At 63.6% G+C, this 21,611-nt stretch carries 22 protein-coding genes and 2 tRNA genes; 4 read left to right on the top strand and 20 right to left on the bottom strand.

Features of this window, described 5'->3' with window-relative positions:
• The first annotated feature begins 32 nt into the window (after window positions 1-32).
• A complete protein-coding gene (locus U4Y88_RS15870; RefSeq protein ID WP_321784926.1) occupies window positions 33-1,097 on the top strand; it encodes an aldose epimerase family protein in 1,065 nt (354 codons plus the stop codon).
• Between the two features lie 63 nt (window positions 1,098-1,160).
• Here the strand turns inward: U4Y88_RS15870 and U4Y88_RS15875 are convergent, their stop codons facing one another.
• The 10 genes from U4Y88_RS15875 to rpmI all read right to left on the bottom strand — a co-directional run bounded on the left by U4Y88_RS15875 (window position 1,161) and on the right by rpmI (window position 10,229).
• Window positions 1,161-2,021 carry a 3-hydroxybutyryl-CoA dehydrogenase gene (locus tag U4Y88_RS15875; protein ID WP_321784928.1) on the bottom strand — a complete coding sequence of 287 codons (861 nt, stop codon included), beginning with the start codon at window positions 2,019-2,021 and terminating at the stop codon, window positions 1,161-1,163.
• 225 nt (window positions 2,022-2,246) lie between these two features.
• A complete protein-coding gene (locus U4Y88_RS15880; protein WP_310631996.1) occupies window positions 2,247-2,813 on the bottom strand; it encodes an acyloxyacyl hydrolase in 567 nt (188 codons plus the stop codon).
• A gap of 476 nt (window positions 2,814-3,289) precedes the next feature.
• Window positions 3,290-4,225 (bottom strand): DMT family transporter, encoded by a 936-nt coding sequence (locus U4Y88_RS15885; RefSeq protein ID WP_310631997.1) that lies wholly within the window; start codon window positions 4,223-4,225, stop codon window positions 3,290-3,292.
• Window positions 4,226-4,587: 362 nt separating this feature from the next.
• A tRNA-Pro gene (locus tag U4Y88_RS15890) sits at window positions 4,588-4,664 on the bottom strand.
• Between the two features lie 102 nt (window positions 4,665-4,766).
• Window positions 4,767-5,156, bottom strand: a complete 390-nt coding sequence (locus tag U4Y88_RS15895) for a MerR family transcriptional regulator (protein WP_310631998.1) — start codon at window positions 5,154-5,156, stop codon at window positions 4,767-4,769.
• 129 nt (window positions 5,157-5,285) lie between these two features.
• The gene (locus U4Y88_RS15900; RefSeq protein WP_065060340.1) at window positions 5,286-5,696 is read right to left on the bottom strand and encodes an integration host factor subunit alpha; all 411 of its coding nucleotides are present in this window, start codon (window positions 5,694-5,696) and stop codon (window positions 5,286-5,288) included.
• A gap of 81 nt (window positions 5,697-5,777) precedes the next feature.
• Complete coding sequence (pheT, locus tag U4Y88_RS15905; RefSeq protein WP_321784930.1) at window positions 5,778-8,234, bottom strand: phenylalanine--tRNA ligase subunit beta; 2,457 nt, start codon at window positions 8,232-8,234, stop codon at window positions 5,778-5,780.
• 125 nt (window positions 8,235-8,359) lie between these two features.
• A complete protein-coding gene (gene pheS, locus U4Y88_RS15910) occupies window positions 8,360-9,373 on the bottom strand; it encodes a phenylalanine--tRNA ligase subunit alpha (protein ID WP_205993676.1) in 1,014 nt (337 codons plus the stop codon).
• Window positions 9,374-9,641: 268 nt separating this feature from the next.
• Window positions 9,642-10,001, bottom strand: coding sequence for a 50S ribosomal protein L20 (gene rplT / locus U4Y88_RS15915; RefSeq protein WP_004192938.1), 360 nt, complete (start codon window positions 9,999-10,001; stop codon window positions 9,642-9,644).
• Window positions 10,002-10,031: 30 nt separating this feature from the next.
• A complete protein-coding gene (gene rpmI, locus U4Y88_RS15920) occupies window positions 10,032-10,229 on the bottom strand; it encodes a 50S ribosomal protein L35 (protein WP_035530936.1) in 198 nt (65 codons plus the stop codon).
• Here rpmI and U4Y88_RS15925 point away from each other — a divergent pair.
• Window positions 10,228-10,563, top strand: coding sequence for a hypothetical protein (locus U4Y88_RS15925; RefSeq protein WP_321784932.1), 336 nt, complete (start codon window positions 10,228-10,230; stop codon window positions 10,561-10,563). The genes rpmI and U4Y88_RS15925 overlap by 2 nt on opposite strands.
• Here the strand turns inward: U4Y88_RS15925 and infC are convergent.
• From infC to U4Y88_RS15965, 8 genes are all read right to left on the bottom strand, one after another.
• Window positions 10,532-11,053: a translation initiation factor IF-3 gene (gene infC, locus U4Y88_RS15930; RefSeq protein WP_074987823.1), complete on the bottom strand. Its 522-nt coding sequence runs from the start codon at window positions 11,051-11,053 to the stop codon at window positions 10,532-10,534. The genes U4Y88_RS15925 and infC overlap by 32 nt on opposite strands.
• 49 nt (window positions 11,054-11,102) lie before the next feature.
• Entirely contained in the window at window positions 11,103-13,010 is a 1,908-nt protein-coding gene (gene thrS, locus U4Y88_RS15935; RefSeq protein ID WP_224012567.1) for a threonine--tRNA ligase, read from the bottom strand.
• 271 nt (window positions 13,011-13,281) lie between these two features.
• Window positions 13,282-13,358 (bottom strand) — tRNA-Val (locus U4Y88_RS15940).
• Between the two features lie 120 nt (window positions 13,359-13,478).
• On the bottom strand, window positions 13,479-15,740 hold the full coding sequence (locus U4Y88_RS15945; protein ID WP_321784934.1) for a bifunctional (p)ppGpp synthetase/guanosine-3',5'-bis(diphosphate) 3'-pyrophosphohydrolase: 2,262 nt from the start codon (window positions 15,738-15,740) through the stop codon (window positions 13,479-13,481).
• A gap of 127 nt (window positions 15,741-15,867) precedes the next feature.
• Window positions 15,868-16,221: a RidA family protein gene (locus U4Y88_RS15950; RefSeq protein WP_065060346.1), complete on the bottom strand. Its 354-nt coding sequence runs from the start codon at window positions 16,219-16,221 to the stop codon at window positions 15,868-15,870.
• Window positions 16,222-16,293: 72 nt separating this feature from the next.
• Window positions 16,294-17,187 carry an alpha/beta hydrolase gene (locus U4Y88_RS15955; protein WP_321784936.1) on the bottom strand — a complete coding sequence of 298 codons (894 nt, stop codon included), beginning with the start codon at window positions 17,185-17,187 and terminating at the stop codon, window positions 16,294-16,296.
• Between the two features lie 315 nt (window positions 17,188-17,502).
• Complete coding sequence (locus U4Y88_RS15960) at window positions 17,503-18,144, bottom strand: CoA transferase subunit B (protein ID WP_224012564.1); 642 nt, start codon at window positions 18,142-18,144, stop codon at window positions 17,503-17,505.
• Window positions 18,145-18,159: 15 nt separating this feature from the next.
• A complete protein-coding gene (locus tag U4Y88_RS15965; protein WP_310633331.1) occupies window positions 18,160-18,867 on the bottom strand; it encodes a CoA transferase subunit A in 708 nt (235 codons plus the stop codon).
• A gap of 233 nt (window positions 18,868-19,100) precedes the next feature.
• Here U4Y88_RS15965 and U4Y88_RS15970 point away from each other — a divergent pair, with 233 nt between their 5' ends.
• Window positions 19,101-19,676: a LuxR C-terminal-related transcriptional regulator gene (locus U4Y88_RS15970; protein ID WP_224012562.1), complete on the top strand. Its 576-nt coding sequence runs from the start codon at window positions 19,101-19,103 to the stop codon at window positions 19,674-19,676.
• Window positions 19,677-19,727: 51 nt separating this feature from the next.
• On the opposite strand, the gene U4Y88_RS15975 is transcribed toward U4Y88_RS15970, so the two are convergent.
• Window positions 19,728-20,168, bottom strand: a complete 441-nt coding sequence (locus tag U4Y88_RS15975) for a thioesterase family protein (protein ID WP_321784938.1) — start codon at window positions 20,166-20,168, stop codon at window positions 19,728-19,730.
• Between the two features lie 103 nt (window positions 20,169-20,271).
• Window positions 20,272-21,051: an SDR family oxidoreductase gene (locus U4Y88_RS15980; RefSeq protein WP_224012560.1), complete on the bottom strand. Its 780-nt coding sequence runs from the start codon at window positions 21,049-21,051 to the stop codon at window positions 20,272-20,274.
• Window positions 21,052-21,227: 176 nt separating this feature from the next.
• Here U4Y88_RS15980 and U4Y88_RS15985 point away from each other — a divergent pair.
• On the top strand, window positions 21,228-21,611 hold a 384-nt coding region (locus U4Y88_RS15985), incomplete at its 3' end, for an NAD(P)/FAD-dependent oxidoreductase (protein ID WP_321784965.1).

Below are 21,611 nucleotides of genomic sequence, written 5' to 3' on the forward strand. Positions count from 1 at the left end.
CCCGCCCGCCTCGACCACCACCACATCGTCCCATGAACAGTCTCGTCCAACTGAACCCCGAACCCTGGGGCACGCTGCCCGGCGGCGACGCTTGCCGGCTCTACACGCTGCGCAACGCCCAGGGCATGAAAGTGACGATCAGCGACTTCGGCGCGACGCTCGTCTCCTGGCTCGCGCCCGACCGCGCCGGACGGCTCGGCGAAATCCTGCTCGGCCACGACACGCCCGCCGCCTACGACGCCGCGAGCACCTACATGGGCGGACTGGTCGGCCGCTGGGCGAACCGCATCCAGGGCGCGCGCTTCACGCTCGACGGCATCGACTACGCGCTCGACCGCAACGAAAACGGCAATCTGCTGCACGGCGGCGCGAACGGTTTTCATCGTCAGCTGTGGGAAGTCGAGGACGATCGCGGCGCGCTGCTGATGCGCCTCGATTCGCCCGAGGGCGACGGCGGTTTTCCGGGCAACGTGAGCGTGCAGGTGCGCTACGCGCTCGACGACGACGGCACGCTGACGATCGAATACGAAGGCGTGACGGATGCGCCCACGCCGCTCAATCTCACGAGCCACGGCTACTTCAATCTGAGCGGCGAGCCGGGCGCGGACGTGCGCGGCCATATCCTCACGATCGACGCGGACAGCGTGCTCGAAGTCGATGCGCAGATGATCCCGACCGGCGTCGCCGACGTCTCGGGCAGCGCCTTCGACTTCCGTCACGGCGCACCGCTCGGCGCGCGGCTCGACTGGCCCGACGAGCAACTGGCACGCGCACGCGGCGTCGATCATTGCTATGTGCTGCGCGACAATCCCACGCACGCCGTGCGCCACGTCGCGAGCGTGTACGAGCCGGGCAGCGGACGCGAATTGAGCGTCGCGACCGATCAGCGCGGCTTGCAGTGCTATACGGGGAATTATCTGGAAGGCCAGCCCGGCCGCCACGGCGTGCCGTGCGTGAAGCATGGGGCGCTGTGCCTCGAAGCGGGCGGCTTCCCGAATCAGATCAACATGGACGCGTCGCTTGCGCAAGCGACGGTGCTGCGTCCCGGCGACACGTACCGTCAGGTCACGCAATATGGCGTGCGCGTGCGCGCCTGAAAGGCGGCGTCACGGTGCATCGCGTGACGCATTGCGATGCACCGGTTTTCGTACGAGGCGCGCTCAGGACACCTTGTCGTAGGCGTACACGCCACGGCCGGTCTTGCGGCCCAGCTGCCCCGCCGCCACCATCTCGCGCAGCAGCGGACAGGCGCGATATTTCGAATCGCCGAAGTCCTTCAGGAACACGTCCATCACCGACAGGCAGACGTCGAGCCCGATCAGGTCCGCGAGCGCGAGCGGCCCGATCGGATGATTCGCGCCGAGCTTCATGCCAGCGTCGATTTCCTCGGCGCTCGCGATGCCGTCGGCGAGCACGAAGAACGCCTCGTTGATCATCGGCACGAGAATACGGTTGACCACGAAACCCGGCGCGTTCTTCACGCCGATCGGCGTCTTGTCGAGACGCTGCGCCAGTTCGCGCACCGACTCGGCCACGTCCGGGCGTGTCTGCAAGCCGCGAATCACTTCGACGAGCGGCATCATCGGCACCGGATTGAAGAAGTGCATGCCGATGAAGCGCGACGGATCGCCGAGCGTGGTCGCCAGCGCGGTAATCGAAATCGACGACGTATTCGACGCGATGATCGCATCGGCGCGCGCGGCGCTCTCGATCTGCTTGAGGATGCGCGTCTTGAGCTCGGCGTTTTCCGTGGCCGCCTCGATCACGAGGTCGGCGCTCGCGAGGCGCTGATAGTCGGTGGAGGTTTCGATGCGCGTGAGCGCCGCGTCGCGCGCGCCCGCCTCCAGCTTGCCCTTCGAGACCAGGCGCTCGAGGCTGTGCGTGAGCGTGGCCACGCCTTTGGCGAGCGCCGCTTCGTTCACGTCGATCATCACCGCCTTGAGCCCGGCCACCGCCACCGCCTGCGCGATGCCGTTGCCCATGGTGCCCGCTCCCACGATCCCTACCGTTTCGATTGCCATGCCTGCTCCTCACTCCTTGTCTGCGACGCCGGCGCATCGCTATGGAAAAAAACCGGCGATGCAGCGCGCGTGGTGCACTGCATCATGAACATAGTGTAACGGGTTACGGCGCGCGACCGGCTCCGGCGCGGCGCCGTGGCGCGCCGCACCGCGGATCTGGCGGGCAAAGGCAGAAACCAGCGCGGAAAGAATCGGGGCAGGACTGGGGAAAGACGGCGAAGCGGCTCAGAAGTTGTACTGCACGTAGACCCAGGTGAAGTTGAGGCCGGGATTCGGGGTCTTGATATCGGCGTTCGAGATGTGCTGAAAGCGGAAACCCGCCTGATAGTTCTGGTGCTCGCCGAACTGCGCGCCGATGCCGACCAGATCCGCGAACTGGAACGCGGACGACAAGGTGCGGTCAGGCGTCAGCTCGACGTGCGTGAGCATGCGCACGCCCACGCCCGCCTCGATGAACGGACGAATCCAGCCCGTATCCTTGATGATGCGGAACACCGGCGTCACGCCGAATTCCCAGATGGAGGGCTGCGTGGCGGCGGCTTCGGTCAGATGCCAGTAGGCCGCGTGAAATTCGCCGACCACGGTGAAGTGAAAACCCGCGAAGTGCCACCACTGCAAGCCCGGGTCCCAGACGAGGCCGAGGTCGAGCTTCTTCACGTCGTGGTCCGCCCAGCCCGGCCCGAACTGAATGCCGAACTGGTCGGCCTGCGCGCTGGCCGCGCCGGCGGCGAGCAGCGCCGCGCACACGCCGCGTAGCAGGCGGCTTGCCGTCACCGATTGTCTTGTTGTCATGAACATCCCCGGCAAGGAACGACACTTCACGACGCGGCCGCTTATCGCACGCTTATCGCACGCCTATCGCCCGCTTTCCCAGCACCGCCGACGACTGGCGCACGGCACGTGCCACGTGCCGTTGCAGACGTCATCGCCATGTGAATCGGCTGAGCAAAACCCGCACGACGATTCGAGCGTTTGCAAATGAATCATCCGTACAGTGCCGCCAGTGTAGTGGCGAACGGATGATCGTGCGCAGGACGGGGACGGGCATTCATGAAATCGCTAACTGAATGCTTTCAGCGCGATTCATGAAGCCTGCAACGCGGGTGGGGAGATGAGGAAATCGCGGGATGTCACTAGCGAGCGCATCGCGTGCGATGGGTGCACTGCGATGCGACTCGATGCGTAGATCGTTGCCCAGGTTGTTACGCATGTCGTTGCGTTCGCAACGATCTACGAGAGGAAGAATCGATACGGCAGCGACGCGCTTACTACTTCACGCTGGCGCGATCCGCGCGCGCGCCGATACCGGGCAAACGCTTGATGAAACCGGTGGCAAGCGCCGTGCCGCAGAGAATCGCCACGCACGCCTCGACCATGCCGAACGACACGTGCTCACCGAGAAACAGCGCGCCCCACAGAATGCCGAACACCGGAATCACGAACGTGACCGTGATCGTGCGCGCCGGGCCGATCGCGGCGATCAGGCGGAAAAACAGCAGATACGCGACGCCCGTGCAGGCCACGCCGAGACCGAGCGTGGCGCCCCATGCGTGCAGCGATACGGCCGCGTGCGGCCAGGTGGCGATCGCGAACGGCGTGAGGATGAACGTGGCGGCCGTCATCGTGCCCGCCGCGACGGTAAGCGGATCGACGCCCGTGAGGTGACGCTTCGTGTAGCTCGCCGCCACGCCATAGAGCGCCGAAGCGGTCAGCGCCGCGCCCGCCGCGAGCAGCGTCGACGACGCGCTGGCACCGTCGCCCGCGTGGTTCGCGATCTGATCCCAGACCAGCGCGACCACGCCGAGGAAACCAATCGCGAGTCCGGCCACGCGCAGGCCGCTCAAGCGATCCTTGAGCCAGAAGTACGCGACGATCGCGCCAAACAGCGGCGTGGTCGCGTTGATCACCGACGTCACGCCCGCCGACAAGGTCAGCTCGGCCCACGCGAACAGACAGAACGGCGCCGCCGAATTGAAAAAGCCGACCACGAGCAACGGCCATGCGCGCTCACGCAGCGCAGCGAACGCCTCGCGCGGCGAACGTCGCGAGAACAGCACGAGCAGCAGGAACAGCGCGCCGATACCCACGCGCAGCGCCATCAGCGGCGCCACGCCGAGATCTGTCACGCCGACACGGATAAAGAGAAACGAACCGCCCCACAAGGCGGCGAGAAAGACGAGCTGAGCGAGTTCGATCGGATTCATGGAAGCGGCGATATCGATGATGTGCGGAGGCGGCAAACGCCAAAGCGCGGACGCGCGCAGGCGTCGCGCGCGATGAGCGAGATCCGGCACGGGTGAGATGCGCTAATCGTAAGGGTCCGCGCGCGTCCCTCATAGCGAATGATTCTCACCGATATGTGAGAAAAATTAACAGCCGGATCTTGCGCACTTGTTTGTGGCGCACTTGTTCGTGAGCTTGTTCGCCGCGATGGCGCGGGACGCCGTTGTATTGGAGGGTTTAAAGCGGGTGTGAGGACGGCTGCGGAAGTATCGGCGCACGCTTAAATGCAGCGCAAAAAGAAAAAGGACCTACGGCTTTCACCGTAAGTCCTTTTTCAATTTCCTGGTCGGGGCGAGAGGATTTGAACCTCCGACCACCTGCACCCCATGCAGGTACGCTACCAGGCTGCGCTACGCCCCGAGAGCTAGAGAGTATAACAGACCCTTTTCGCAATTAGAACTGCCTGCGTGCAATTCGTCGGAAAAGAAGCTGCGGGGCAATTTCACCGCCACTCAACACCACTCACCGCCCAAGCACATCGAGCACATGCAGCAGCGCCTTGCGCAGCTGATCGACATCGACGCTCGCCATGTTGCCTTCGCTCACCGGCGCTTCGTTCGCTTCGGGTTCGTCGCTCGCGGCGCCATGCGAATCGAGACGGTTGCGCGCGCCATTGATCGTGAAGCCCTGTTCGTAGAGCAATTCGCGAATGCGGCGAATCAGCAAGACCTCGTGATGCTGGTAATAGCGGCGATTGCCGCGCCGCTTCACCGGCTTCAACTGCGTGAACTCCTGCTCCCAATACCGCAAAACATGGGGCTTCACGCCGCAGAGCTCGCTCACTTCGCCGATCGTGAAGTAGCGCTTGGCGGGAATCGGAGGCAAGACGACCTTTTCGATTGTCGATGTCATCGCCGGGTTGCCGTCGTGGTGGTTGCGCAAATTGGCGTCGCCGCCAGGGTCCGTAGTATCCAGTCACGCCCGCCGCTGTGCCACCCGTGCGGGCGCGCGCGGGATGACCCGCGCATGCATTGATCTCGCTTAACGCGGAAAGCTCGCCTCGGCGCCGCTCTCGACCAGCGCCTTGAGCTTCTGGCTCGCGTGGAACGTAACGACGCGGCGTGCCGCGATAGGAATCGCCTCGCCCGTCTTCGGGTTGCGGCCAGGACGCTGCGGCTTGTCGCGCAGCTGGAAATTGCCGAAGCCCGAGAGCTTCACGCTGTCGCCGCCTTCGAGCGCGTCACGAATCACTTCGAAGAACGCTTCGACCATGTCCTTCGCTTCACGCTTGTTGAGCCCGACGTTGTCGAACAGCAGCTCTGCGAGTTCGGCCTTGGTCAGCGTGGGCGTGTCGTTCGTGGCGCTTGCCGACGAGGCAGGAATGTCGCGAATCATGGCGCTACGCTGTGCCGCTAGAAGGGCTTCGAAATCACTCGAGTTCATTTCGTTCATCTATCTTTGAAATGGCGCGCTTCCGGTTGCAATGACGCTGCAAACCGGAAGCGATTGTCGGTCCGTGATGAGCCGTGAGGCTTATCCGCGCAACCGGGCGCCAAACACTCGAGCCAGGCGATCCACCAGGGACTTGATGGCCGCATCGACCGTCTCGTCCTGAAGAGTTCCGCCAGTATCTTGCAGGGTCACCCGGAAGGCAAGGCTTTTCTCGTCCGCGCCAAGCCCGGAAGTGTTTGATTTTGCACGAAATTCATCGAACAACGCAACCCTCTGCACAATCCGTGCGGGCTCGTCCTGGATGCCCTTGCGGAACTCGTCGAGCAGCGCTTGCACCTCGATCTTTTGATCCACAACAAGCGCGATATCGCGTCGCACCGGCGGGAACTTCGAGACTTCGGTCGGCGCGGGCAGCTCGCGCGCCATCAGCGCGTCGGCTTCCACTTCGAAGAGAATCGGTGCATGCGGCAGGTCGTACTTCTGCATCCAGCGCGGATGCAGTTCGCCGATCCAGCCCACTGCGCGGCCGTCGACTTCCACGCGCGCACTGCGTCCCGGATGCAGCGCCGGGTGCTCGGCCTTCACGAAACGCGGCGTCTTCGCGGCGCCGAGGCCCGCGAACAGCGCTTCGAGATCGCCCTTCATATCGAAGAAGTCCACGCCGCGCGTTTGCGCGCCCCACTGCTCGTCGAGCGCGGGACCGTACGCGAGCGCGCCGATCATCTTCGGCTGTGCGAAGCCTTCGACCGTCATCTCGCTGGCCTTGATCGACGCATCGTGCAGGAACACGCGGCCCGCCTCGAACACGCGCACGCGGTCCGCGCGGCGATTGAGGTTGTGGCGCAGCACGTTGATGAGGCTGCCGAACAGCGTCGTGCGCATCACCGAAAGCTGGCTCGCGATCGGGTTCAGCAGCTTCACGGGCTTGTCGTTACCGGCGAAATCGAGTTCCCACTCGGCGTCGACGAAGCTGAAGTTGATCGTCTCAGCGTAGTCGCGCGCGGCGAGCGCGTGACGGATCGCATGAATCGAGCGACGCGTTTCGTTGGTCGCGCGCATTTCGCTGCGCGCCACCGGCGGCAGCGCCGGAATCTTTTCGACGCCATAGATACGCGCGACTTCTTCGATCAGGTCTTCTTCGATCTCGATGTCGAAACGATACGGCGGCGGCGCGACGCTGAACGACTCTTCGCCCGCGGCATCGACGCTACGTTCGAACGTCAGACCGAGACGCGTGAAGATCTCAGCGATTTCATCGGCGCCAATCTTCACGCCGATGATGCGGTTCGCGCGCGCGACGCGCATCTTCACGGCCGCGCGCTGCGGCACGTTCACGGTCTGATCGTCGACCGGACCGGCTTCGCCGCCGCAGATGTCGAGGATCAGTTGCGTGATGCGTTCGATGTGCTCGACGGTCGTCGACCAGTCCACGCCGCGCTCGAAACGATGACCCGCATCGGTCGAGAAGTTGTAGCGGCGCGAGCGGCCGCGAATCGCATCCGGCCACCAGAAAGCGGCTTCCAGATAGATGTTTTTCGTGTCGAGCGTGACCGACGTGCTGTCGCCGCCCATGATGCCCGCGAGGCTTTCGATCTCGCGATCGTCGGCGATCACGCCCACGGTTTCATCGACTTCGACCGTGTTGCCGTTGAGCAGCTTGAGCGACTCGCCCTTCTTGCCCCAGCGCACGTCCATCGAGCCGTGGATCTTGTCGAGATCGAACACGTGCGACGGGCGGCCGAGTTCGAGCATCACATAGTTCGAGATGTCGACGAGCGCCGAGATGCTGCGCTGGCCCGAACGCTCGAGACGCTCGACCATCCATGCCGGCGTCTTCGCGTGCGCGTTCACGCCGCGGATCACGCGACCCGAGAAACGGCCGCACAGATCGGGCGCCGAGATCTTCACGGGCAGCGTTTCGTTGAGCTTGACCTCGACCTTCGGATACACGGGCGCTTGCAGCGGCGCGCCGGTGATCGCGGCGGTTTCGCGCGCGACGCCGTACACCGAAAGGCAATCGGCCTTGTTCGGCGTGAGCTTGATTTCGAAGATGGTGTCGTCGAGATTGAGCGCTTCGCGGATGTCCTGGCCGATCGGCTGATCTTCCGGCAGGATCATCAGGCCGCTGTGGTCTTCCGAGAGCTTGAGCTCGCGCGCCGAGCACAGCATGCCCTGGCTTTCCACGCCGCGCAGCTTCGAGAGCTTGATCGCGAACGGCTTGCCGCCTTCTTCGGCGGGCGGCAGTTCCGCGCCGACCAGCGCCACGGGCACCTTGATGCCGGGCGCCACGTTGGGCGCGCCGCACACGATCTGCAGCGTCGCGCCGGTGCCGGCGTCGACCTGACAGACGTTGAGCTTGTCGGCGTCCGGGTGCTTCACGACTTCGAGCACGCGGCCCACGACGATCTTCGTGGTGGGCGGCGCGGCCGGGCTCAGGCCTTCGACTTCGAGGCCCGCCATCGTGAGCGCGTGGGCGAGTTCATCGGTCGTGAGCTTCGGATCGACAAAGCTTCTCAGCCAGGATTCGGGAAATAGCATGGGGTTTTACGTTCCAGACAGATTGTGACCACAGCGAAGCGGGTTCTCGCGCACCGTCTCCGGTGCCGCGTCCGCTTCGCGCGCAGCTAATGCAGCTCTAGCGTGCTATCGCGCGCGTCGCGTACTCAGGCGAACTGGCGCAGGAAGCGCAGATCGCCTTCGAAGAACAGACGCAGATCCTGCACGCCGTAACGCAGCATCGTCAGGCGTTCGAGGCCGCTGCCGAACGCGAAGCCGATGTAGCGCTCCGGGTCGAGGCCCATGTTGCGGATCACGGTCGGATGCACCTGGCCCGAGCCCGAGATCTCGAGCCACTTGCCCGCGTTCTTGCCGTGCTCGAACATCATGTCGATTTCCGCCGACGGCTCCGTGAACGGGAAGTACGACGGGCGGAAACGCACCTGAATGTCGTCACGCTCGAAGAACTTCTTGAGGAAGTCGCTGTACACGCCCTTCAGATCCGCGAAGCTGATGTTCTCTTCGATCCACAGGCCTTCGACCTGGTTGAACATCGGCGAGTGCGTGGCGTCGCTGTCCACGCGATACGTGCGGCCCGGCACGATCACCTTGATCGGCGGCGTGTGCGTGCGCGCGTAGCGCACCTGCATCGGGCTCGTGTGCGTGCGCAGCAGCAGCTGACGGCCATCGGCGTCCTTGCCGTCCACGTAGAACGTGTCCTGCATCGAGCGCGCCGGATGGTTTTCCGGGCTGTTGAGCGACGTGAAGTTGTACCAGTCGGTCTCGATCTCGGGACCGTCGGCCACATCGAAGCCGATCGAGCCGAAGATCTGCTCGACGCGTTCCCACGTCTGCATCACCGGATGCAGGCTGCCCGTGCCGGTGCCGCGGCCCGGCAGCGTGACGTCGATCGCCTCGGCGGCGAGACGCTGGTTGAGCAGCGCGTCGGCGAGCGCCTGGCGGCGCGCGTTGAGCGCCGCCTCGACCTGCTGCTTGACGGCGTTGATGCGCGCGCCCTCGGTCTTGCGCGTTTCCGGGTCGAGCTTGCCGAGGCCCTTGAGCAGTTCGGTCAGCGCGCCCGACTTGCCGAGAAAGCGAGCCTTTTCGTTTTCAAGCGTGTTGACGTCGGGGGCGGAAGCGAAGGCGCGTTGCGCGTCGGCGACAATCTGGTCCAGATCCATTGATCCCATCTTTTCAGCGTCAGTGTTTGAGACTTGGAGCAGCGAGGCACGCTGCCGACCGCCATGATGACCCACGCGGACGACGTCGTGACGACACTGCCAGAAGCGGCGCCGTACTCGGCACTTGAACAGCACGTGAAGCACAGCACTTGAAGCGCGCAGGAAGCGCTTCACCAACAAAAACGGGGCTCGGTGAGGAGCCCCGTTTTTGTTGCAGCATCACCGAAACGACCGGACGCTGCTGCAACGAACCTGCGCAATACCCGACTTAGGCAGCGACGGCGGCCTTCACCTGCTTGACGATCGCAGCAAATGCAGCCTTGTCGAACACAGCCATGTCAGCCAGAACCTTACGGTCGAGTTCGATCGAAGCCTTCTTCAGGCCGTTGATGAACACGCTGTAGGTCATGTCGTGCTGACGCACCGCTGCATTGATACGCGTGATCCACAGTGCGCGGAACACACGCTTCTTGTTGCGGCGATCGCGGTAGGCGTATTGGCCTGCGCGCATGACCGCCTGCTTGGCGATGCGATAGACGTTATTGCGACGGCCGCGGTAACCCTTGGCCAGGTTGATGATCTTCTTGTGACGGGCCCGTGCGGTAACCCCACGTTTGACTCGAGGCATGAGTAGCTCCTATGAGTTGTCGGTTGAGGATTACGCGAACGGCATCATTGCGCGGACGGACTTCACATCGGACTCGTGAACGGCCGTTGCACCACGCAGATGACGCTTGTTCTTGGTGGTCTTCTTGGTCAGGATGTGACGCTTGAAGGCTTGACCGCGCTTGACGGTACCACCCGGACGAACCACGAAGCGCTTTGCGGCGCTCTTCTTGGTCTTCATCTTGGGCATGAAAAACTCCATTTATTTGATGGACATGGGTGTGCGGCTGGCTCCCACACGCGGTGCGAACACCTCGCGTTTTGCCCTCATACCGCCCTTCGAAACCCACTCCACTTGTTTTGGCAGCTGGCCGGCCTTTAAAAAACAAGCTCGCCGCCGCTTTCAGGAAAAACGCCCGTTTACCGCACTTTCGCGCGGCGCGCGGGCGCCATTTCCGGAACCTGCTTCCCGTGCTTCACGCCCTGTGGCGCGCTGCACGTCCTACCAAATTCTTCTGGCCGCCGCGTCGTGTGAGACGCGGCACACCATCATTACTTCTTCTTCTTCGGCGAAAGCACCATGATCATCTGGCGCCCTTCCATCTTCGGCATCTGCTCGACCTGACCGACTTCTTCGAGGTCCGTACGCAGACGCTCAAGCACGCGCATGCCGATTTCCTGGTGGGCCATTTCACGGCCACGGAAACGCAACGTGATCTTCGTCTTGTCGCCGTCTTCGAGGAAGCGGACGAGATTGCGCAGCTTGACGTTGTAATCGCCGTCATCGGTACCCGGACGGAATTTGACTTCCTTGACCTGGATAACCTTCTGCTTGAGCTTGGCCTCGTGTTGCTTTTTCGCCTCCTGGTATTTGAACTTGCCGTAGTCCATCAGGCGGCACACGGGGGGCACAGCCTGCGGGGCAATTTCAACCAGATCGACGTCCTGTTGTTCCGACATCCGGAACGCTTCGGCCAGCTTTACGATGCCGAGCGGCTCGTTGTCGACTCCGACGAGACGCACCTCGGGTGCAGAGATTTCACCGTTGATGCGATGCGACTTATCCGTAGCGATGTTACGTTTCCTCTAAAAATTAAAAAAACGAGCCGCGCTGCCAGGTGGCTCACTTGAACGACTTGACGTCCTGCGCCAGACGTTCAGCGAATGCGTCGACAGGCATGACACCCAGGTCGACACCGCCACGGGCACGCACGGCTACCGTTTGTGCTTCACGCTCTTTGTCGCCGACAACCAGCAGGTACGGGACCTTCTCAAGCGTGTGCTCGCGTATTTTATAGCTAATTTTCTCATTGCGCAAATCGGCCTGCACTCTAACCCCTTGTTTTTGCAACGATTGGGCTAGATTTGCTGCATATTCGGCCTGACTTTCCGCGATATTCATCACAACGACCTGCATCGGAGCCAACCAGGACGGCATTGCACCAGCATGGTGCTCGATCAAAATACCGAGGAAACGCTCCATCGAACCGAGGATCGCGCGGTGCAGCATGATCGGGCGGCGGCGGCTGTTGTCTTCCGCCACGTACTCGGCGCCGAGGCGCTCCGGCAGCACCATGTCGAGCTGCAGCGTGCCGCACTGCCACGAACGGCCGAGCGCATCCTTGATGTGGTACTCGACCTTCGGACCGTAGAACGCGCCCTCGCCCGGCAGTTCTTCCCAGCTCAGGCCGCACGCCGTCAGCGCTTCGCGCAGACCTTGCTCGGCACGATCCCAGATTTCGTCCGTACCCGCGCGCGACTCGGGGCGCAGCGACAGCTTGATGTCGATGTGATCGAACCCGAAATCCTTGTAGACGCTCATCGCGAGCGTGTTGAAGGCGATCGACTCGGCGATGATCTGATCTTCCGTACAGAAGATGTGCGCATCATCCTGGACGAAACCGCGCACGCGCATCAGGCCGTGCAGCGCGCCCGATGCCTCGTTGCGGTGGCACGAACCGAATTCCGCGTAACGCAGCGGCAGATCGCGGTACGAACGCAGGCCGTGGTTGAACACCTGGACGTGGCCCGGGCAGTTCATTGGCTTGATCGCGTAGTCGCGCTTTTCCGACTCCGTCGTGAACATGTTTTCACGATAGTTCTGCCAGTGACCCGACGCTTCCCACAGCGAGCGGTCCATGATCATCGGCGTCTTGATTTCGTCGTAGCCGGCCACGCGCAGGCGGCCGCGCATGTACTGCTCGACCTGCTGCCAGAGCGTCCAGCCCTTCGGGTGCCAGAACACCATGCCCGGCGACTCGTCCTGCATGTGGAACAGGTCGAGCTGCTTGCCGAGCTTGCGGTGATCGCGCTTTTCAGCCTCTTCGAGATTGTGAAGATAGAGTTCCTGATCTTCCTTCTTCGTCCAGGCCGTGCCGTAGATGCGCTGCAGCTGCTCGTTCTTCGCGTCGCCGCGCCAGTACGCGCCAGCAACCTTCATCAGCTTGAAAACCTTGAGCTTGCCCGTCGACGGGACGTGCGGGCCGCGGCACAGGTCGGTGAAACCGCCGTGCGAATACAGCTTGATGTCCTGGTCGCCCGGAATCGACTCGATGATCTCAGCCTTGTACTTCTCGCCGATGCTCTTGAAGTAGTCGACGGCGTCGCCGCGCGAGACGACGCGGCGCGTGACCTGCTCGTCCTTCTTTGCGAGCTCCTGCATGCGCTTTTCGATCTTTTCCAGATCTTCGGGCGTGAAGGGACGGCTGTAGGCGAAGTCGTAATAGAAGCCATTGTCGATGACCGGCCCGATCGTGACCTGCGCTTCCGGGAACAGCTCCTTGACCGCGTACGCCAGCAAGTGCGCCGTGGAGTGACGGATGATGTCGAGACCGTCGGCGTCCTTGTCCGTGACGATGGCCAGCGATGCGTCGTGATCGATCAGCGTCGACGTGTCGACCAGTTCACCGTCGAGCTTGCCGCCGAGCGCCGCCTTGGCGAGGCCCGCGCCAATCGAAGCCGCCACTTCGGCGACCGTGACGGGATGATCGTACTGTCGAACCGAACCGTCGGGCAGACGTATCGCAACCATGTTTTTCTCCAGAAGTGCCTCGACGGCACATCGTATTCGTGGGAACAGCCCCGCGCAAAACTCGCGGCGAAAAAAAATGCGGCCCCGCTTTCGAGGGGCCGCATTCACTTTTCAAACCAGATTGCAGGGCGAAAGAGGTCCTCGACTAGCGTCGCTCCGAAGTAGTTTCGGTAAACGTTCGCGATGTCATAACCGTATTCGCCTTGAGCGCAGAGCGCTTTTACTGCCTTGAAGCCCCGATGCTAACCGCACATCAAAACTTCGATTTCGTTGGTAGGCTCGATTGGACTCGAACCAACGACCCCCACCATGTCAAGGTGGTGCTCTAACCAGCTGAGCTACGAGCCTGAAGAAGCAAGACTATATAACGTTTTCACGGAGCTGGCAAGAGCTTTTTTGCGTTGCGGCATGGAGGAACGCAATCGGGGGAAACCCATTGCGCGCCCCCTTCACCCGTATCGATACGGTTCAACTCCGCCGCGACGCCCGCACCACGCCCGCCACTTCGCCCAACACGACGCAGGCGCGCTGGATCTGCGCGGAATTCGACACCTCGACCGTGAACTGCATATAGGCCGCGTTGCGGCGCGACTGTGTTTTCACGCCGATCACGTTCATCTTCTCGCGCGCGAACACTTCGGAGATGTCGCGCAGCAAGCCTTGCCGGTCGGTGGCCTCGATCGAGATATCGACCGGATAGACCGACTGGCCGCGCCCGCCCATCACGTCGGCGGACCACGTGGTTTGCAGCACGCGCTCGGGCGCGCGGCGCGCCATGCGGATGAACGTCGGGCAATCGCTGCGGTGAATCGACATACCCTTGCCGCGCGTGACGAACCCGCTGATCTCGTCCGGCGGCGCGGGACGGCAGCAGCGCGCGAGCTGCGTGAGCAACGCATCGACGCCCACGACCAGCACGCCCGACGAGCCGCCATGCGCCACGTTCGCGCCGCTCGCGCGCTTCGTGAGCTGCTCGGGCGTTTCCTCCTCGGGCTCCGCGACCGGCGCATCGCTGAGCGCGTGCTCGACGTGACGCAGGCTGAACTCTTCCTTGCCGACCACGCTGAAGAACTCGTCGGTCGACTTGAAACCGAGCTTCGCGGCCAGCTGGTCGAGATTGACCGAGGTGCGCCCCTCGCGTTGCAGCGTTTTTTCGACCATCGCGCGGCCAGTCGCAATGTTTTCCTGCGCCTCGATCGCGTTGAACCACGCGCGCACCTTCTGGCGCGCGCGGTGGCTTTGCAGATAGCCGAGTTGCGGATTGAGCCAGTCGCGCGACGGACCGCCCTCCTTCACCGACACGATCTCGACCGTCTGACCGTTCTGCAACTGCGTGTTGAGCGGCACCATCGCGCCGTCGACGCGCGCGCCGCGGCAGCGATGGCCCAGCTCGCTATGCAGGTGATACGCGAAATCGAGCGGCGTCGCGCCTTGCGGCAACGCGATCACGCGCGCCTGGGGCGTGAGCACGTAAATATGGTCGTCGTCGAGCGTGGCCTGGCGCAGTTCTTCCCACGGCTGCCGCTCGTCGGACACGTCGTCCTTCCACGCGAGCAACTGGCGCAGCCAGGCGATTTTCTCGTCGTAGCTGCTGCTCGCGCTGAACTGGCCGCCATAGCCCTTCGTGCCCGCTTCCTTGTAGCGCCAGTGCGCGGCCACGCCGTATTCCGCGAACTGATGCATTTCCTGGGTGCGGATCTGCACTTCGAACGCGCGCCCGTCGTCGCCGACCACGACGGTATGCAGCGAGCGATAGCCGTTGGGCTTGGGACGCGAGATGTAGTCGTCGAACTCGCGCGGCACCGGCTGCCAGAGGTTGTGCACGATGCCGAGCACCGTGTAGCAATCCTTGATGTCGCGCACGATCACGCGGAAGGCACGCACGTCGTACAGCTCGGAGAAGTCGATCTCCTTGCCGCGCATCTTCTTCCAGATGCTGTAGATGTGCTTCGGCCGCCCGCTCACCTCGGCGTCGATGTGCGCCGCCGCCAGTTCGTGCTGAAGCCGCGCGATGGCTTCGGACACATAGCTCTCGCGCTCGACGCGCTTCTCGTCGAGCAGCTTCGCGATGCGCTTGTACGTGACCGGCTCCTCGAAGCGGAACGCGAGGTCTTCGAGCTCCCACTTCAGTTGCCAGATGCCGAGCCGGTTCGCGAGCGGCGCGTAGATTTCGAGCGTTTCGTGCGAGACCTCGGGCGCAGGCTGGATCTTCGCCGCCGCGTAATAACGCAGCGATTGCAGCCGCGACGCGAGACGAATCAGCACCACGCGGATGTCCTGCGCGAACGCCAGCAGCATCTTGCGCAGCGACTCGACCTGAGCGCGCCGCGCGGCCTGCGCGTCGCGGCTTTCGCGGCCCGACTCGGGCGCGGCGCTCTGCGCGGCCGCGCGGCGGCTCACCGAACCGAGGCGCAGCAGCTTGCGCACGTCGAAGGTGAGCTTCGCGACTTCGGCGCCGAAGCGCCCTTCGAGCGTGCGCTCCGGGTCGTCGAGATGCGGCGCGAGATTGAACAGCGCCGCAGCCAGCACCGCCGGTGGATCGACGTTCAGGCGGCTCAGGATCGACGCCGTGCCCTGCGCGTGCTCGAACAGCGGCTCGCCCGTCGAGAGACGCGCGTCGCCCGCGTACTCGCGCACGAACGCGAGCGCGTCGTCGAGCGACGGCAGCGCGGCTTGCGGCGCTGAGCCGGCTTGATCGGCGGGGACGATAGGGATGGTGTCGCTGCTCATGAGGCTGGGCCCGCCGGCGTACCGGACGGGCTTATGACTACGGTAAAACGGTCGATTCGGACGATACGAAACCCAAATTAACGCCTGGCGAACCGGTGGCCGAAGCGGCAGTAGAAGCGGCGCGCGCTCAGTCGCGCTGCGCGGCCACCACGACGATTTCGATCAGGCATTCCGGGTTGGCGAGCTTCGCTTCGACGGTCGCGCGCGGCGGCGTGGCGCCCTGCGGAACCCACTTGTCCCACTCGGCGTTCATGCCCGCGAAATCCTTCATGTCGGCGATATAGATCTGCACCGACAGCAGCAGCGTCTTGTCGCTGTTCGCTTCGCCCAGCAGGCGGTCGATATGGCCGAGCACTTCGCGCGTCTGGCCAGCGATGTCCTGCTTCGTGTCCTCGGCGATCTGACCCGCGAGATAGACCGTACCGTTGTAAACAGCGGTTTCCGAAAGACGCGGACCCACGTGGTGACGAATGACTGCCATGTAAATTCCTGTTGAAGTTGAACGTGCCGGACGCGCCCAGATCGGCACCGGAGCGCGCGCGACTATCTCATATTATGACGCGCTGACCGGCTCCCCGGCGAAGAAACGGCGCGCGATCCCGATCTGCTCAGGCGAGAGGAAGGCCGGCGCATGGCCGACACCCGCGATTTCGACGCTCTCGACCTGCTGGCCCTTTTCGACCATTTGCGCGACGGTTTCGCGCGACAGCAGATCCGACATCTCGCCGCGCACGCTGAGCACCGGCCCCTTGAACGCCGCCAGCGAGCGCCACAAAAACTGCTCGCCCTGCTCGTTCTGCTCGGGCGTCACGCCCTTGAAGGCCTCGGAAATACGCGGGTCGTAGCGATAGCGCCACGCACCGTCCACCTCGTGCAGCAGCGGCGTGTTGATCTCGCGCCATTCATCGGCGGTCAGCGGCCCGAACGAGGCCGCCAGCAGCGCGGCGTTGTCGATGCCTTCCTGCAGCGTCGCGAAGCGCTCGTCACGCCCGACGTACTCGCCGATGCGCTCGAGCGAGGCCGGCTCGATATGCGGGCCGATGTCGTTGAGCAGCAAGCGGCCGATGGGCGCGTCGGGCAGCCCCGCGAGCGCCATGCCGATCAAGCCGCCCATCGAGGTGCCGAACCAGTCGACCTGCTCCACGCCCGTGCGCGCGATCAGCGTGACCATGTCGGCCACGTACTGCGCGACGCCATAACCGCGCGGGTCGATCAGCCACGACGACAGCCCGCGACCGACCACGTCGGGACAAACGACGCGATACGTGCCGCATAACGCCGCCGCCAGACGATCGAAATCGCGGCTGGAGCGCGTGAGGCCATGCACACAGACGAGCACGCGCGGATTCGCGGGATCGCCCCACTCGGTGTACGCGACGCGGTGCAGCCCCGACGGGCTGAGACACTGGACGTACTGCTGACGCGGCACGGCAGACGATTCGGTCATCGCTAGGTCCTCGCTGGTGGCGCCCGAAGGCTCAGGACGAATTCTAAACGCCTTTGTGAGCCGGGATGGACGGGCGCGACGTGGCGCGCACCCACTTGTGGGCCCTTCGCGCCCCGCCCTGCGCGCCATCCGGCGGCGAATCCCGAGCTCAGACACCGTGCCGAATGGCCTATGCCATCAGGACGAGGTTTCAGGAGCGCGCAAACGCGCAAGAATGGAATCGTCCAAAACGAAACGGGCGAGACCGAAGTCCCGCCCGCGTCCATCATGCGATCTTCTGCTGCGAAAACCGCGCTGCTATTGGCAGTCTCCGCCTCAGCCCACGGCGCTCACGTCGAGCGGCGCGCCGGTCTTGGCCTTGATTTCGTCCACCGTCACGCCCGGCGCGAGTTCGGTCACCTTCAGCCCGGCGTCGGTCACCTCGATCACGCCGAGGTCGGTAATGATGATGTCCACCACGCCCACGCCCGTGAGCGGCAGCGTGCATTGGTCGAGAATCTTGTGCTGGTCGCCCTTCGCCACGTGCTCCATCAGCACGACCACGCGCTTGACGCCCGCCACGAGGTCCATCGCGCCGCCCATGCCCTTGATCATCTTGCCGGGGATCATCCAGTTGGCCAGGTCGCCCTTCTCGCTCACCTGCATCGCACCGAGGATCGCCAGATTGATGTGGCCGCCGCGAATCATCGCGAACGAGTCCGCCGACGAGAAAATCGACGAGCCCGGCAGCGTGGTCACGGTTTGCTTGCCCGCGTTGATCATATCGGCGTCGACCTGATCTTCGGTCGGAAACGGACCGATGCCGAGCAGGCCGTTTTCCGATTGCAGCCACACTTCCACGCCTTCCGGCACGTGATTGGCCACGAGCGTCGGCAGACCGATGCCGAGGTTCACGTAGAAGCCGTCCTGCAGTTCCTTCGCCGCGCGCGCGGCCATTTCGTCACGATTCCATGCCATGATCCGTCTCCCTCCTCAGGCGCTCGCCGCGGCGCGCACGGTGCGTTGTTCGATGCGTTTTTCGGGGCTCGCGTTGAGCACGAGGCGCTGCACGAAGATGCCCGGCGTGTGGATCGAATCGGGATCGAGTTCGCCGTTCTCGACGATCTCTTCCACTTCCACCACCGTGATCTTGCCGGCCATCGCGCACATCGGGTTGAAGTTGCGCGCCGTGCGGCGGTAAACGAGGTTGCCGGATTTATCGGCCTTCCACGCCTTCACGAGCGCGACGTCCGCCGTGAGCGAATGCTCGAGCACGTAATGGTTCTCGCCGAACTGGCGCGTTTCCTTGCCCTCGGCGATCAGCGTGCCGTAGCCCGTGTTCGTGAAGAAAGCGGGAATGCCCGCGCCGCCCGCGCGCAGCTTCTCGGCCAGCGTGCCTTGCGGCGTGAATTCGAGTTCGAGTTCGCCCGACAGATACTGGCGCTCGAATTCCTTGTTCTCGCCCACATACGACGAGATCATCTTCTTGATCTGGCGCGTTTCCAGCAGCAGACCCAGGCCGAAACCGTCCACGCCCGCATTGTTGCTGATGCAGGTAATGCCCTTCACGCCCGAATCGCGCAGCGCGCCGATCAGCGCCTCGGGAATGCCGCACAGCCCGAAACCGCCGACCGCGAACGTCTGGCCGTCCTTGACGATGCCTTCGAGCGCGGCAGCCGCGCTTCCATAGACCTTGTTCATCAGTGTGTCCCTTCCTCGAATGGAAATTCGTCGCTACGTTTTGCGTTGTTCGTTCTGCCCGGCACGCGGGCGCTGTGCGCGCCCGGATGCCCCATTCTAGTCATCCGCGAGTGGCGTTGCCGTGAATCCGACAGCCTGTCCACCCGGTCCTCCGATGGTTGTGAAGCGTACGCTGGGCGGGCGTTGCGGCACAATACGCAAAACTACATAAAGCCATTCCCGTATCGCACGCCATGCCCGAACCTGCCACGCCCGCCACCGCAGCCACCGCTCTCGACTACCAGACGGCGTTCCACCTCGCGCCCATCGGGCTCGTGCTCGCGCGCGAGCGCATCATCGAAGACTGCAACGAGGCGCTCTGCGCGATCTTTCGTTGCCCGCGCGAGGCACTGATCGGGCAGTCGTTCCTGGTGCTGTATCCGTCGGCGGACGAGTTCGAGCGGATCGGCGAGCGCATTCCGCCCATCATGACCGCGCAAGGCAGTTACGCCGACGACCGCATCATGAAGCGCGCCAACGGCGAGCTGTTCTGGTGCCACGTCACCGGGCGCTCGCTCGACCGGCAGGCGCCGCACGCGGCCGGCGTCTGGACGTTCGAGGATTTGAGCGCGACGCGGCGCGTCGCCGTCGAACTCACGCCGCGCGAGCGGGAAATCGCGGCGCAGCTGGTCACGGGCAAGACGAGCAAGCAGATCGGGAGAATTCTCGACATCAGCTCACGCACGGTAGACGTCTACCGCGCGCGGCTGATGCGCAAGTACGACACGGGCAACGCCACGGAATTGCTGCAGCGGCTGCTCGGGCATTGAGCGGAAGGGAAAGCGGCGCGCGCGGGAAGCGCGAGCGCGTAGCGGAAGGCGTCAGCCTACCTTGACGAGCGGCGCGTTCTCGATGGTCGCGCGCAAAGGGTCGGGAATCGGCACCGACTTGCCCGCTTCGTAGTCGATCCACACGCAGCGGGCGTTGCCGCGCGCGTAGACCGTGTCGGGTTCGTCCGCGCGGCGCAGTTCAAAGCCGGTATCGAAGCTGCTGCGCCCCGGCTGGCCCACCGTCATCGTGCAGACAATGTCGCCCGGATAGTGGAGCTGCTTGAGGAATTCCATCGAGGCGTTGACGATCACCGGACCCTGCCGGTTGCCGCCCTCGCGGCTCTCGCCGGCCACGCCGAGTTGTTCGAACCAGGAAATCCGCACCTGCTCCATGTAGCGGAAGTAGACCGTGTTGTTCACATGGCCGAAAGCATCCATGTCGCCCCAACGGATCGGCATGGTCATTTCAAAAACGGGGTGGTAATCGCTCATTGCACGAATTGCACTTCGACTTCGGGTTACGCAAAGACGCGAGTGTACGATTCGCGGCGCATCGGCGCAGCGACATCGGCACTCGCGGGAAAACGGAAAGCGCTCAGGTCAGGCCGAATCCATCGTCGGCGGTGATGATCGAGCCGTTCATGAACGCGGACTCGTCGGCGGACAGCAGCAGCAGCAAGCCGTCGAGGTCGGCAGGCGTGCCCACGCGATGGCGCGGCAGCATCGAAATGAGTTTTTGCCCCTGCTCCGTCGACCAATGATGATGGTTGATTTCGGTGTCGATATAACCGGGACAGATCGCGTTGACGTTGATGCCGTGGCGGCCCCATTCGAGCGCCATCGACTTCGTCATGTGCACGACGGCGGCCTTGCTGATCGAATACAGGCCGATTTGCGGCAGCACGCTCAGCCCCGCCACCGAGGCGATATTGATGATGCGATACGCCGGTTTCGTGCCGCCGCCATTGCCGCGCATGATCATGCGCTTGGCGACTTCCTGCGCCACGAAAAAGGCGCCGCGCGTGTTGGTGTCGAACACGTACTCGAAGTCGGCGGGCGTGACGTCCACGAGCTTTTGCGTGGTGGAAACGCCCGAGTTGTTGACGAGAATGTCGATGGTGCCGGCTTCGGTTTCCGCGTGCGCGACCGCCGATCGAATGCTCTGATAGTCCGTGACGTCGAGTGAGACCACGTGGGCGGCGCCGCCGTCGGCTTCGATTTCCGCGCGCAGTTCCTTGAGCCGCTCGACCCGGCGGCTCGCCAGAACGACCTTCGCCCCTGCCTGCGAGAGCACCTGCGCGAAGCGCTTGCCGAGACCGCTCGACGCGCCGGTGATCATCGCCACCTTGCCTTCCAGATTGATCGAACGGCCCATTTTCGCTTCCTGTTCAGGGATGAATAAGTGCCGGAACGCCTGTCCGGCTGCGCGCCGGGCATTCTGGCATAAAATAGAACGGTCGTGCTAATGTAGGCTGATTGGGTTGCGGCTCGCGGAGCGTTCCCCGACAATACGAACCCGAAAAAAGTATTCTAATGGCAAGAGGAGCTTTAATGACCCCCGCAAGTCTTTTGGAGCAATACGGCCCACGCGAGTCGATGGAATACGACGTCGTGGTCGTCGGCGGCGGCCCGGCCGGGCTTTCCGCGGCCATCCGCCTGAAGCAGCTCGCAGCAGAAAAAGGCGTCGAAATTGGCGTGTGCGTCCTGGAGAAAGGCTCGGAAATCGGGGCGCATATCCTCTCGGGCGCGGTCATGGATCCGCGCGCGATCGACGAACTGATTCCCGACTGGAAAGAGCAAGGCGCGCCGCTGAACGTGCCCGTCACCGAGGACAAGTTCCTTTTTCTTTCCGAAACCGGGGCTAAGGCTGTGCCGAACTGGGCGCTGCCGGACAACTTCAAGAACCACGGCAACTATGTGATCAGCCTCGCGAAC

The organism is Paraburkholderia sp. J94 (genome assembly GCF_905220285.1).
In the GTDB taxonomy this organism is placed as follows: domain Bacteria; phylum Pseudomonadota; class Gammaproteobacteria; order Burkholderiales; family Burkholderiaceae; genus Paraburkholderia; species Paraburkholderia tropica_A.